Source organism: Austwickia sp. TVS 96-490-7B (genome assembly GCF_019331795.1).
Classification (GTDB): domain Bacteria; phylum Actinomycetota; class Actinomycetes; order Actinomycetales; family Dermatophilaceae; genus Austwickia.
Map to the genome: position 1 here is coordinate 584398 of NZ_JAHPZL010000003.1, position 12257 is coordinate 596654.

The 12257-nt window shown below is 67.7% G+C and carries 14 protein-coding genes; 2 read left to right on the forward strand and 12 right to left on the reverse strand.

Annotated elements, in window-relative coordinates:
* Window positions 1-371 precede the first annotated feature (371 nt).
* A complete protein-coding gene (locus KEM60_RS05175) occupies window positions 372-2528 on the forward strand; it encodes a neutral/alkaline non-lysosomal ceramidase N-terminal domain-containing protein (RefSeq protein ID WP_219106412.1) in 2157 nt (718 codons plus the stop codon).
* 42 nt (window positions 2529-2570) lie between these two features.
* Here KEM60_RS05175 and KEM60_RS05180 read toward each other — a convergent pair whose 3' ends face one another.
* From KEM60_RS05180 to KEM60_RS05230, 11 genes are all read right to left on the reverse strand, one after another.
* Complete coding sequence (locus KEM60_RS05180; RefSeq protein ID WP_219106413.1) at window positions 2571-4106, reverse strand: methyltransferase; 1536 nt, start codon at window positions 4104-4106, stop codon at window positions 2571-2573.
* 57 nt (window positions 4107-4163) lie between these two features.
* Complete coding sequence (locus tag KEM60_RS05185) at window positions 4164-4949, reverse strand: GAF and ANTAR domain-containing protein (protein WP_255574273.1); 786 nt, start codon at window positions 4947-4949, stop codon at window positions 4164-4166.
* Window positions 4946-5779 carry a sigma-70 family RNA polymerase sigma factor gene (locus KEM60_RS05190; RefSeq protein ID WP_255574274.1) on the reverse strand — a complete coding sequence of 278 codons (834 nt, stop codon included), beginning with the start codon at window positions 5777-5779 and terminating at the stop codon, window positions 4946-4948. Before KEM60_RS05190 ends, KEM60_RS05185 begins: the two co-directional genes overlap by 4 nt.
* Window positions 5780-5944: 165 nt before the next feature.
* A complete protein-coding gene (locus KEM60_RS05195) occupies window positions 5945-6304 on the reverse strand; it encodes an STAS domain-containing protein (protein WP_219106414.1) in 360 nt (119 codons plus the stop codon).
* Window positions 6305-6444: 140 nt separating this feature from the next.
* Window positions 6445-6798 (reverse strand): Rv3654c family TadE-like protein, encoded by a 354-nt coding sequence (locus KEM60_RS05200; RefSeq protein WP_219106415.1) that lies wholly within the window; start codon window positions 6796-6798, stop codon window positions 6445-6447.
* A complete protein-coding gene (locus tag KEM60_RS05205; RefSeq protein WP_219106416.1) occupies window positions 6795-7178 on the reverse strand; it encodes a TadE family type IV pilus minor pilin in 384 nt (127 codons plus the stop codon). Before KEM60_RS05205 ends, KEM60_RS05200 begins: the two co-directional genes overlap by 4 nt.
* Window positions 7175-7375: a DUF4244 domain-containing protein gene (locus KEM60_RS05210; RefSeq protein WP_219106417.1), complete on the reverse strand. Its 201-nt coding sequence runs from the start codon at window positions 7373-7375 to the stop codon at window positions 7175-7177. Before KEM60_RS05210 ends, KEM60_RS05205 begins: the two co-directional genes overlap by 4 nt.
* A gap of 128 nt (window positions 7376-7503) precedes the next feature.
* A complete protein-coding gene (locus KEM60_RS05215; protein WP_219106418.1) occupies window positions 7504-8088 on the reverse strand; it encodes a type II secretion system F family protein in 585 nt (194 codons plus the stop codon).
* On the reverse strand, window positions 8085-8819 hold the full coding sequence (locus KEM60_RS05220; RefSeq protein WP_219106419.1) for a type II secretion system F family protein: 735 nt from the start codon (window positions 8817-8819) through the stop codon (window positions 8085-8087). The genes KEM60_RS05215 and KEM60_RS05220 overlap by 4 nt, the downstream gene beginning before the upstream one ends.
* On the reverse strand, window positions 8810-9964 hold the full coding sequence (locus tag KEM60_RS05225) for a TadA family conjugal transfer-associated ATPase (RefSeq protein WP_219106420.1): 1155 nt from the start codon (window positions 9962-9964) through the stop codon (window positions 8810-8812). The genes KEM60_RS05220 and KEM60_RS05225 overlap by 10 nt, the downstream gene beginning before the upstream one ends.
* Complete coding sequence (locus KEM60_RS05230; protein WP_219106421.1) at window positions 9961-10740, reverse strand: hypothetical protein; 780 nt, start codon at window positions 10738-10740, stop codon at window positions 9961-9963. The genes KEM60_RS05225 and KEM60_RS05230 overlap by 4 nt, the downstream gene beginning before the upstream one ends.
* Between KEM60_RS05230 and KEM60_RS16460 the strand changes: the two genes are divergently transcribed.
* A complete protein-coding gene (locus tag KEM60_RS16460) occupies window positions 10739-10870 on the forward strand; it encodes a hypothetical protein (RefSeq protein ID WP_255574279.1) in 132 nt (43 codons plus the stop codon). The two genes, KEM60_RS05230 and KEM60_RS16460, sit on opposite strands and share 2 nt — an antisense overlap.
* 460 nt (window positions 10871-11330) lie before the next feature.
* Here KEM60_RS16460 and KEM60_RS05235 read toward each other — a convergent pair whose 3' ends face one another.
* Window positions 11331-12239 (reverse strand): Fic family protein, encoded by a 909-nt coding sequence (locus tag KEM60_RS05235; RefSeq protein WP_219106422.1) that lies wholly within the window; start codon window positions 12237-12239, stop codon window positions 11331-11333.
* Window positions 12240-12257: the final 18 nt, after the last annotated feature.

Sequence of the window (12257 nt, forward strand, 5' to 3'; positions counted from 1 at the left end):
GGACACGATACGACCGATCGGGTCGCGCCCCGAGCGTAGCGCTCACCCCAACCTGCGCTGTCGTCGGACCCGCCGGTGATCGCAGATGTGCATCCCGGTGCGGTCAGGGCGAGCGTTCGCGCATCCACCCGATGCACCCCACCGGGGTGACAGAGTGTCAGGAAGGTCAAATCTCGGTCAGGGAACGGCATGCCCCCTTGTCCACTCCAGCCACTCCCCTTACGTTGCCAACACGTCGGTGTGGTGGAGATCACTTCACCGGTCGTGGTTCGACGGACGGCGTTGTCCGTGACCACCGCACTATTCAGGTCGCCCAGGACGATGCCCCCACGTACGCCCCCGTACTTCACGTGCCGTGCCGAAGGAGTGCCATGCCAGTCCATCCGACCCGCCACACTCTGCACCGACCCACCTGCGATGATCCCCGCACCCACCCGCGACGACGCCGTACTCGCGCCGTCACCGCCCTCCTCGCTCTCCCTCTGATCACCCTCGGTGGTGCGGCCCCCGAAGCCGCCGCCACCCCACCCGCCACGACCACCCCAACCGCCACCTCACCGACCTACCTCGTCGGACGCGGACTAGCTGACATCACCGGCGAACCCGGCGAAAACGGCATGCTCGGCTACGGCGACTCCACCCAAAAAACCAGCGGCATCCACATGCGGCAACACGCCCGAGCCTTCGTCATCGTCGACCCGCACACCGGCACCCGCCTGCTTTACCTCCTCGGCGACATGCTCACCGGCGAATCAAAAATCCGCCGCGACGTGCTCACCGCGCTCGCCGACCGCTACGGCAGCAGGTACGGCGAAGCAAACGTCATGATCGGCGGCATCCACACCCACGCCACTCCCGGCGGCACCGGCGAATACAGCCTGTACAACGTCACCACGATGGGCACTCATCAGGACACCTTCACCGCGGTCAAGGACGGCTTGCTCGCTGCGGTCGATCGCGCCGAAGCGGACCTGGCACCCACCAGGATCAACGTGAGCAGTAGCGCCCTGACCAACGCCAGCGTCAACCGCAGCCGGTTGGCCTTTGATCGCAACCCCGACGAGCTCACCGCTCGCCTCCCCGACGGGATCGATCCCCGATCGGTCACATTGACCTTTGACCGCGCGGGCGCCACCGTCGGCGCGATCAACTGGTTTGCCGTCCACCCCACCAGTCTCACCAGCAAAAACACCCTGATCTCCACCGACAACAAGGGGTACGCCGAATGGTTGTGGGAACGCGGACGAGCTGGCGTCGACTATGAAGCCATCAACCAGGGCGGCAGCCCCGCGATGGTCGCCGGGTTTGCCATCAGCAACGGCGGTGATGCCACCGCGAACCTCGGCTTGAAGCCAGGCACCGGCCCCACCACCGACCAGTTCGACAACATGCGAATCATCGGCCAACGCCAATTCGACGCGGCGTACGGACAGCTGAAGGGTCCCCGCACCGCCGTGACCGGTCCGCTGGACTCACGCATCATCTACGTCGACATGCAACACGCCTCCGCGCCAGCAGCATTCACCCGCACCGGTCATGACGAGTCCACGTGCCGGGCCACCCTCGGCGCGGCTTTCGGAGCGTCCAGCACGGAGGACGGCGGTGGCGGTGCCACCTTCCTGGCCGAAGGGGTCGATGGCAACCCGTTCTTCGCGGTGCTGACCAAGCCGACGTACGACGCCGACCCGGCATTCCGGCAGTGCCAGTCCCCCAAAGCAACCCTGTTTGAATCTGGCGCACTGGACGGGGTCCAAACGGTTGTGCCGGTGCAGGTCTTCCGGATCGGTGATGTCTATCTCCTCGGGATGCCCGGAGAAATGACTGCGGGCACTGGAATTCGCCTGCAAGACACTCTGGCCGCCGCCCTCGGCACCACCGCCGACAAAGTGATCCTGCAAGGCGTGACCAATGCCTATTCCCACTACTTCACCACCCCGGAGGAATACGACCGGCAGGACTATGAAGGCGGCGCCACGATCTTCGGCAAATGGACCACCCCCACCTTCCAAGGTGTGGTGGATCGGCTGGGCCGTGACCTGCGTGACGGGCGAGCCACTCCGATCGGGACTCCACCAGCGCCACGAGCGAGCGTGGAAAGCGCCGTCGGGAAAGTCCTCCTGGACTCCCCCAGCCCGGAACATCAGTACGGCGACCAGATCGATGGCACCCCCGGATTGCCCGACACCCCGGGCGCCCCGACCACTGCCAGCGTGGCGCCCGGCGGACATGCCAGCGCCGTATTTGTTGGCGCCCATCCCAACAACAGCGTGCATCGGCGCAGCAGTCTGATGCAGGTGGAACGACGTGATGGCGACCGGTGGGTGCGGATTGCTGACGACAACGACTTCGCCACGTCCTTCGCCTGGGCCCGCTCCGGGATCGCCGCCTCAACTGTCACCCTGACCTGGGCAGTTCCAGCTGACACTCCGGCCGGGACCTACCGGCTGGTCTATACCGGCGACGCCAAAGATGCCGCTGGCCAGATCAGCGCGATCCGCGGCGAAGGACACCCGTTCCACGTCGGGTGACCTGCGCCGGGTGGTCTGCGCCAGTGAGCGGCGGCGCCAAGGTTATGCCGGACGCAAAAAACCATCCGCGATCAGCTGGTGGATCGTCGGCCACGCCTCGGCGATGACCTGTGCGACCGGGCGTTCCACCAATGCAGCAATCGCTCCGAGCGCCTGACCTGCGGTGAGCTCACCATCGCAGACACCGACAAAAGCGGCCACCACCGTGTCGACCTGGACCGCCGCGCCCAGTCCCCCGCCCTGCCGGATCCGAATCACCGCAGGGTCGGGGGCACCGGGCCGACCAAAGCGTTCCTCGGTGACATCGTCCGCGACCTGCCATGCCCGTTCCAACACTCCAGATACGCCGTGCTCAGCCAGCCAGATGCGCGCCTGCAATGCTGCCCACACCGTCGGACCCATGGGTGAAGCCACCGGGCCAGTGTGCTCCACCACCTCGATAAACGGTGCTCTGACCTGCCCATCTGCTGAGTCCGGCCGATGCAGGGTGATCACCCCAAAACCGATCTCCTGGACCTGCCGCTGCGCGAAATCGTCAATCCAGGCCCCCATCAAGTCATCATGCGCAGCACTACCAGGTTGCAGCCCACCGTCCCGGATCCAGGTACGCGCATACTCCCAAGGCTCTTGGGTGTCCCGTTGGACGACACAGGCATCCAGACCGGTCCCGTCCAACCACTCATCCCACACCTCCCGCCCACTCTGCCCCGCCCGCACCTCCCAGTTGCCCAGCAAGTGGGCTATGCCTCCCGGGCGTAACCGGTCGCCCACCTGACCGACCAGGTCAGCGACGATCCGGTCACCGGTCAACCCCCCATCGCGATAGTCATAGCGCGGGACGCCCGGCTGGCGCGGAGTGATCACGAACGGCGGGTTGCTCACCACCAGATCGAAGGTCTCCTGCGCCACCGGTTCAAAGAGACTGCCCGCCCGCAGATCCCACTGCTGCCCAGCCAAGGCCGCATTGAACGCCGCAAAAGCCAACGCCCGCCGCGAGATATCAGTGGCCACCACCTCGCCGCAATGGCCGTGCAGGTGCAACGCCTGCACCCCGCACCCGGTGCCCAAATCCAACGCGCGCGCCACCGTCGGCCGCGGCGTCCACGACGCCAACGTCGCTGACGCGCCACCAATCCCCAGCACATGATCCGGCGCCAACGGCCCACCCGTGGCCATCTCCCCCAGATCTGATGTCACCCACCAGTGATGGGTCTCGTCGCCGTACGGACGCAGGTCACATGCGGCGCGCAGCCTCGCACCGGGCGCGCCCTCCACCCCGGGAAGCACCAGCCCCAACCGGGCCAGCCCTTCACCTCCGGTCCGAGGAAATGCTGCCGCCACCTGCGCGACCGGCAGCTCGGCACCCAAGGTAAACAAGGCCACCGCCGTACCCAACGGGCTGTCATCCCCGGCAAGGCGGCGCCGCGCGGGCATGGTGAGTTCGTGGTGTAGCGCTGCAGCCGCCTGAGCACCCAGGAGCGAATGCACCCCGTCGACGGTCATGTCGAGTTCGGTGAGGTCGTCCCGCAATCGGTCGATCAGGGCAAGGTCACGCTGAGGTACGTCGGTGGTGATCATGCTTCGAGTCTGACCGACCACACCAGCACCTGCCGACGAGGCCACATCCCTCCTCGATCAGCTCGGCAATCCGCGAGACTGGACGACATGCGCCGCCACCGCCCGCAACTTCATGTTTTTATCCTGGGAATAGCGACGCAGCACCGCGAATGACTGGTCGGTGGTCAAATCGAAGCGTTCCATCAGGATGCCCTGGGCCAAACCGATCAGGTGCCGCCCATCCATGGCCTCCCGCAACCCGCTCTCGGTGCGGGCCGCAGACAAAGCCACGGATGCATGACCTGCGAAAATCGCGGCCAGGGTAGCGTCTTCATGGTCAAACTGGTGGGGCTGAGCGCCATACAGGTTCAATGAGCCGATCGTCTCGGCCTGCGTAAACAGCCGCACCGACAGGACACTGCGAATCCCCAGATCCACCACCTGACGGCACCAGGCCTGCCAGCGAGTTTCCGTGACGGTGTCGGCGATGATGAACGTGCTGTGATCATCAATGGCTTCCAGGCATGGTCCTTCGCCGACAGCGAGTTGCAAATCATCGGCCTGTTGGACCAACGGATCGCTGACCGCCGCGGTCTCCACCTTGTTACCGCGATGGACCACCATCACTCCACACATCTGCGCTCCGGCAGCTTCACAGGCCATCTCCGCGATGCTCTGCAAGGTGTCCGTCACATCGCCCTGCGCATGCAGGTGACGGGCGATATCCGCGAAGTCTGATGCATTAGGGGAGGTCGCCTTCGGCGCCCTCGACTCAGTGACCTCTCGTTCCACGGCACCCACCTTAACTGTCGGCGCCATGATGTCCTGATCGGCGAGAACATCCCGGTTCTCCTGCAACGTCACTGACTCTCCTCACGGTCGATGAAGGCTCGCAGGTCCTGCAGGATCCGGGTCAACAACCGAGAAACCTGCATCTGACTGACCCCGATCTCCCGGCCAATCCGCTCCTGAGTCCATCCGTCAACAAACCGCAACGCGAGGATCCGTTGATCCCGATCAGGCAGCGAGCGCAGCGCTGGCCGTAGCGTTTCCCATGCGTCGACGTGGCTGAAGCGGTCGACCTCGTCAACGATGAGGTCCGCTAGTACCGCCGAGCTGTGTCGGCGTACGGGAGAGTCCAAGCTGACCGCGGTGAAGCATCCTTCGGTGAGCTCTACTTCGGCCCATTCTGGTCCGTCGACGCCGACTCTTTTGGCGACTTCGGCGCGGGTGGGGGTGCGTCCGGTTTCGTGGTGGAGGTCGCGCCGGGCTGCTTCGGCCTCGGCGTGGAGTTCTTGGAGCCGTCGTGGCGGGCGCACTGCCCAGCTGTGGTCTCGGAAGTATCGTTTGACTTCGCCGGTGATGGTGGGGACGGCGTAGGACAGGAAGGTTGAGCCGACGTCAGGGCGGTATCCCTGGGCGGCTTTGATCAGTCCCACGTAGGCGACTTGGATGAGGTCGTCGAGGTCCACACCTCGGCGGCGGTATCGCCCAGCCACCGATTCTGCGATGGGCCGATTGAGTAAGACCACCTGGTCGAGCAGGCATTGGCGTTCTGTTGGCGGGCAGTGATCGCTGGCTCGCCGTAACAGATCATGGGTGAGGGTGTCCCGGAGCTCTGGGCTCAGGTCGCTGAGGGATCGTCCGTGCCACCAGGAGGGCAGCGCAGGACTGGTGAGAAGACAGCCGGACACGGTGAGGTATGCCCTTCTGGACGTGACCGATGTGGCACGGTCTCGACCACAGCGACCACGCTAGACGCTGACCCGGTGTCAGGACAATGCCGGTCCTCGGCTGCCGCCGCGCCTTGCAGACCTTTGTCGGATCCGAAGGCGCCAATGACGTTGACTCTCTTAGATTTACGCCGAGGCTGACACACCAAACGAGGCCACTGCGTCCTCAGGGGTGTCATAGAGCGGAAAAACCGTGTCTAACCCGGTGATGGACAAGACCCGCAACATTCGTGGCGCTGTCACGACCAATCTGATCGAGCCCCGTCGGGCCCGCACGACTTTCATCCTGCCGACGAGCACCCCTAATCCGGTGGAGTCCATGAAGGGCACTCCCCGCACATCAACCACGACATGTGCCCGTCCGGTGGCGAGCACATGGTCCAGGGTGTCTCGCAGCCGGGTGGCATTGCTGACATCGACGTCACCGTCCACAGTGACGATGGCCACACCCCGGTCTTCCTTGGTGCTGACTTCGAGTTCGCCCACACCCACTCCTTCCGCCTGCGCTTCACCCTAACCAGGTGTGTCCGGTGGGGCAGCCCGTCACCGATGAACGGGTGTGTGGTGCGCCGGACGACGACAGTTGTTCCCCGTGAGACCGGATTCATGCTCTGCAGGAGCAGGATTCACTGGCGTGGTGGCCCAGCTTTCGCCCGTCCGCGCGCTGCGGGCAGCGCTGGCCAGTCGGTGGGGACAGAGACGGTGATGTCGACGTCGTCACCGTCGAGGACGCACCGCTCGAGGGTGGCTCCGTGAGCGGCGGCGACCAGTCCTCCCCGGGAGCAGGCATCGCCTCCGACGCTGGCTGCTGCCGCGAGCGCGGCGAGGTCGGCGGCGGTGGCGGCGCGATGGCTGGCGAGGACGGCGGCTGCGAGGGCGAGGAGCCCGAGGATGAGGCTGATGAGGACGGTGACGACGGCGAGGGTGAGGACGGTGCCGGAGCCGTTGTCGCCGGTGGGGCGCGTGGCGGGGCAGGTCATGGGGTGGGGGTGGTTTCGTCGGCGGCGGTGGCGCGGGCGTGGAGGGGTGGTAGCTGGGTGAGTGGCCAGGGTCCTGGTGGGGGTGCGGTGACGTCGACGTGGACGAAACCTGCGGTGCGGCTGAGCTGGATGGTGGCGGTGTCGGGGGCGCCTTGCCGGGTGATGGCGGTGATGGCGGTGTCGCTGTCGCCGCGGGCGGCGGCTCTGGCTCCGGCGCGGGCGGCGTCGAGGCAGCGGATCTGGTCGAGGGCGGTTCGGGCTGTCCCGAGTCCGAGGATGAGGGTGAGCAGGACGGCGGGGATGCCGATGGCGATTTCTGCGGTGACCATGCCGGCGTCCCCGTCGGCGGGGGGTCGGGCCCGCCGACGGGGGGTGGTCATTGGCCGAGTCCGAGGGCGCGAGTGATGATGCCGAGCAGCGCGGTGCGGATTTCGGGTGAGCGGACCACGGCGATGAGCAGCGCCGCGAAGGTGCAAGCGGCGACGGTGCCGATGGCGTATTCGGCGGTGGTCATGCCGGCTTCGCGCTCGCGTCGGGTGTGGGGGCGGCGTAGGAGCCGGGCGAGGGTTGTGGTCATTGCTGATGTCTTTCTGTGCGGGGTGTTTGGTGGGTTCAGCCTGGTGGGGAGCACCCTGGCGCGTGGGGTGCGCCGCTGGTGCTTGTGGGTGGTGGTCCGGGCGGGGTGGGGTTGTGGATGACGGTGGATTAGGGGCGTGCGATGCCGACGGCGAGGGTGAGGACGATGGGGACGACGCTGGTGAGGACGAAGGCGGGGAGGAAGCACAGGCCGAGGGGTAGGACGACGGTGATGCGTAGGCGTGCGGTGGCGATGTCGAGGTGGTGGCGGGCCCTGGTTCGGGTGTCGGTGGCGGCGCGTAGTAGGGCGTTGGAGGGTGGGATGCCGCCGTGGTCGGCGAGTCGGAGTGCTCGGGTGAGGGGTGCCCATCGGGCGGGCAGGATGTGGGCGTCGTCGGTGTCGTCGACGCCCCAGTGCCGCCCGGCGAGGAGGCATCGCAGCGCGGCGGCGGGTGCGGGGGCACTGATCGCGCTGACGGCGTCGAGGGCTTCGTTGACGCCGATGCCGGAGGTGAGGGCGAGTGCGACGAGGTCGCAGGTGGTGGCGATGTCGTGGGCGGCGGCGGTGTCGGCGGTGCGGCTGGTGCCGGTGGGTGCATCTGGGGTGGGTGTTGGGGGTGCGGTGGGTGGTAGGTGGGCTCGGGTGTGGGTCCACCACAGGACGGCGGCGAGGCCGATGAGCAGGGCGCACAGAAGGCGAGTGTGGGGAGTCATCGGGGTCGTTCCTGGTCTATGCGGGTGAGGAGCCGGCGCATCCAGTACCAGCCGGCGACGAGCAGGGCCAGACCGCACAGGGTGCTGATCGCGGCGGCGGGGGTGCCGTAGAGGTCGGTGGGTGAGATGCCGATGGCGGGTGCGAGGAGAGGCCCGGCTAGGGGTAGTCCGATGAGGACGCGAATGGTGGCGCGGGCTTCGGCGACGGCGGATTCGGTGGCTCTGGTGGCGGCGAGGTCGGCGCGGGTGATTTGGGCGACGGTGCTGCTCATCGCGGCCAGGGGCGCGCCGGTGCGTTCGGAGAGAGTCCAGGCGCGGGCGAGGAGGATCAGTCCGGGGAGTTCGGTGGGGTCGAGGCCGTGCGCGTCGGTGGTGGAGGTGCTCAGCGCCACTCCGATGGGCAGGCCGGTGCGGGCTTGGGTGACGGCGGTGGCGAGGTGGGTTGCGAGCATCTGGTCGGGGCAGCTGCGGGCGGCTTCGGTGAGGGCGGTGGGGCCGTCGAGGCCTGCTTCAAGGGCAGGTGCGAGGGCGTCGACGATGCTGAGGAAGGCTTCGCGGCGCTGGCGGTGGCGTCGCCGTGGTGGCTGCCAGCTGCGCAGGTGTCGCCAGTAGTGGTGGAGGGTGTCGGCATGTCGGCTCTCTGGGGTGCGGGGTGGTCCGGTGTAGGTGGTGGCTGGCCAGAGCAGGAGGGCGATCCACAGCAGGGCGAGGACGGTGGGGGTCACTGGCATGGGTGGTCCAGGGGCAGGTGGAGTCGTTGGGCCAAGAGGGGCCATCCTGGTCCGGGGGTGGGGTCGTCGACGTGCAGCGCGGTGAGGACGGCGAGGTGGTCGTCGCGGCCGGTGAGGATGCCGATGGCGGCGAGTTCTCGGCCGTGGCTGCTTCGGCGGAGGTGGAGGACAACGTCGAGGGCGCTGGACATTTGGCTGCGGACGGCGGCGGGGGTCATTCCGGCGAGCGCGCCGAGGGCTTCGAAGCGGGGGATGACGTCGTGGATGTGGTTGGCGTGGATGGTGCCAGCGCCGCCTTCATGGCCGGTGTTGAGGGCGGTGAGGAGTTCACGGACTTCGGCGCCACGGACTTCTCCGAGGATGAGGCGGTCGGGGCGCATCCGCAGGGATTGGCGGACGAGGGTGACGAGGTCGATGCCGCCGCGGCCTTCGACGTTGGGGGCGCGTCCTTCGAGGCGGACGGTGTGGGGGTGGGGTACGGCCAGTTCGCGGACGTCTTCGACGACGACGATCCGTTCCTGGTGCGGAACGTGGTGGAGCAGGGCTGCGAGCAGGGTGGTTTTACCGGTTCCGGTGCCGCCAGTGATGACGTAGGACAGTCGGTGTTCGACGAGGGCGTGCAGGGTGGGTCGCCAGTGGGGTGGGATCGATCCCCAGGCGGTGAGGTCGTCGAGGGTGGGGGCGGTACGCCGGGGGATGCGCAGGCTGAGGTGGGCGGCGCCATCGACGAGGGGTGGGAGGACGGCGTGCAGCCGGATTCCGCCGGGGAGGCAGCCGTCGACGTAGGGGCTGGTGTCGTCGAGTCGTCGACCAGCTTGGCCGGCGAGGCGGACGGCGAGGCGGCGGACGTCGTGGGTGTCGCCGAGGTCGCAGTCGATGCGGCGGAGACCGTGGGGGTCGTCGATCCACACGCCGTTGGTGCCGTTGACGAGGATGTCGGTGATCTCGGGGTTGTCGAGCCAGGGCTGGAGGGGGCCTGCACCGAGGACGTGGGCGCTGAGTTCTTGGCGGGCGGCGGCAAGTCCTTGGTCACCGAGCAGGACGGCGGCGTCGGCGAGGACGGTGTCGACGCCATGTGCGGTGGGGGCTTGGCCAGCGTGGATGAGTTCGCTGACGCGGGCGGCGACGCTGGTGGGGTCGGTCATGCGGCGTCCTGTGCGGTCAGGAGGTTGCCCCAGAGGCGGTCGACGGCGCGGCGGAGTCGTCCGGGGTGTGTGGCGGGGGCGTGTCCGCGGGCGAGGTGTCGGTCGATTCCGGGGTCGTCTTCGATGAGGCCGAGGAGGGGCAGGCCGAGACGTTCGGCGACCTGGTCGGCGAGGTCGCCACGGCCGCGGGGGCAGCGTTGCACCACCCAGATTCGGGTGTGGGCGGGGAGTCTACGGTCGAGATCGGCGGCGACTCTGGCGGCGCGGGCGAGCGCGGGGACGGTGCATCCGACGACGAGGATGAGGTCGTCGCTGTCCGGGAGGGTGTCGCAGCGGGTGCCAGCGTCGAGGATGAGGAGGTCGACGGCGTCGCTGAGGGCGTCGAGGGTGGCGCGGACCACGGTGGCATCGGGCAGGGCCGGGTCGGTGGGGGTGGTGGGTGAGGTGGTGGCGGAGGCGAGGACGACCAAGCCCGGGGTGACTTCGGGGAGGATCTGTGCGAGTGCGGGGCCGTCGAGTCGTCCACGGGCGGCGGACAGGTCTGGCCAGCGGACCGCGGGAAGAGCTTCGTGGTCGAAGAAAACGTCGAGGCCGCCACTGTCGGGGTGGACGTCGACGCAGGCGGTGGTGGGGTAGGCGGGGCGCGCTCGGGTGGCGAGTGCGGTGGCCAGGGTGGAGGTGCCCAGTCCGCCGGAAGCTCCCAGGACGGTGATGGTGCGGGCGGTGCGTGACGGGGCTGCTGCGCCGGATGCTGGTGGGGTGCGAGGCGTGGTCATGCCCGGCACGGTGGCAGAGCTGCGGCGGGGGCGCGTCGCGGCGGGAGTGCCGCTGTGGACAGCGGTGAGGCTGTCAGGGGATGTGGACGGCTGGGTGGCTGATCTGGTGGGCCGCCCCGAGAGGAGATAAGGGGGCGGCCCCCGCTGGGGGGACAACGGGGGCCGCCAACGCGCCTAACTCCGGGGGGGAGGAGTTGGTGCGCTGCGCTCAACCCGAGGGGAGCGCCGGAACAAGTGTGCCTCTCTGAGGCGACTGAGGCAAACGCGCTGGATGCGTGTCAGGTTGACCGGGGCGGGCGGCGCTGAATCAGGACTGATCTGTCATCGCAGTGTCGCCTTCCCCCCGGACGTGACGATGGCATCCTCGACGAGCGAGGATGCCATCGTGGTGGTGGGAATCACGGGGTAGCAAGCGTGCATCTGACCTTCCGACCAGCGGAGATACCGCTGGATCGGTCATGTCCATCAGTGGACAGCCCGCGAGTGGGTTCCCGTTTTTCCCACCTCCGGCGGCGGGGCGACCCGCCGTCTTACGTTCAGGTGTACGCCTCTGACAGGGGTGCGACAAGAGTCGAGGAATGTCACCAACATCACATCGGATCGTGCGATTTTTTGCTCAGTTTTCCCGAATGAGCGAACGTGCCTGCCGCTGAGACGTGTTCTGGTGCCGTGAGGCGCCCAGCGCGGACGGCATCAGCGATCCGGGTTCCTTCTCGCGTTCCGATGAGCATCGCCTCAGCCCACGTCTGGATCCACTGCTCCATCCCGGCGACGCTGCCTTCGGCGTACGCCCGTAAGGCTGCGCCGTACTCCCCCGCACCGATCACCGCCCACCCGACTTCCGGGACGCTCACTCCGGTCGGGTCGATCCCGGACGCGGTGAGGAAAGCTCGCTCCACCGCGCGGGCCACCACGGCGTTACCTCGCACAAACGGACGCACCGTCGCCAGCTCGGCATGCACGAGGGCAGCCACCACCGTTGCTGAGAGCCGCGAATCCGTGAGCAGTTCAGTGATCCCGGCCAGCCGGGATGCCACCTGTTCGGCGGGGAGCGCCGGACCGATCATGGTCAGTTCCGCGCAGTTCTGCGTCCCGGTGCGTGGCCGCCCCGCCTGGTCGGTCGGCACGGACGTCCCCACCGCTGCCAGATGCAGTCGGGAGAGCAGCAAAGCGGGAGTACGGCGTACCGCGGTGGACAGGTGCGCTGACTCGACGGTCGCACGCACCGCTCCCACGAGGAGATCTTCTGCCGGATCGGCTGGATGCTCCGGCAGCCCCGCGCACAACCAGTGGCGCACCACCGTCGGGTCAGCCCGCGACCCATCGAGTTCGGCGCTGGCACAAGCTCCACGGACCCGGGATTCCACTGCTGCCTCCGGGATACGGCGGCGCAACGCCGGGTGCCAGCGCAGCTGCGTGCAAGCATCCCGGACGTCAGTGATGACCGCAGCAACCTGCGGCCATTCAGCGATGGCATTGATCCTCTCGACCGTTGTCACGGCGCCAGCCTAGAGTTC

Excerpts from the sequence above, each read along its gene's own strand:
- KEM60_RS16460 (WP_255574279.1), top strand. The coding sequence starts at position 10,739 with ATGCCCGGCACGGTGGCAGAGCTGCGGCGGGGGCGCGTCGCGGCGGGA.
- KEM60_RS05215 (WP_219106418.1), bottom strand. The coding sequence starts at position 8,088 with ATGACTCCCCACACTCGCCTTCTGTGCGCCCTGCTCATCGGCCTCGCC.
- KEM60_RS05230 (WP_219106421.1), bottom strand. The coding sequence starts at position 10,740 with ATGACCACGCCTCGCACCCCACCAGCATCCGGCGCAGCAGCCCCGTCA.
- KEM60_RS05210 (WP_219106417.1), bottom strand. The coding sequence starts at position 7,375 with ATGACCACAACCCTCGCCCGGCTCCTACGCCGCCCCCACACCCGACGC.
- KEM60_RS05220 (WP_219106419.1), bottom strand. The coding sequence starts at position 8,819 with ATGCCAGTGACCCCCACCGTCCTCGCCCTGCTGTGGATCGCCCTCCTG.
- KEM60_RS05180 (WP_219106413.1), bottom strand. The coding sequence starts at position 4,106 with ATGATCACCACCGACGTACCTCAGCGTGACCTTGCCCTGATCGACCGA.
- KEM60_RS05205 (WP_219106416.1), bottom strand. The coding sequence starts at position 7,178 with ATGACCACCCCCCGTCGGCGGGCCCGACCCCCCGCCGACGGGGACGCC.
- KEM60_RS05200 (WP_219106415.1), bottom strand. The coding sequence starts at position 6,798 with ATGACCTGCCCCGCCACGCGCCCCACCGGCGACAACGGCTCCGGCACC.
- KEM60_RS05175 (WP_219106412.1), top strand. The coding sequence starts at position 372 with ATGCCAGTCCATCCGACCCGCCACACTCTGCACCGACCCACCTGCGAT.
- KEM60_RS05225 (WP_219106420.1), bottom strand. The coding sequence starts at position 9,964 with ATGACCGACCCCACCAGCGTCGCCGCCCGCGTCAGCGAACTCATCCAC.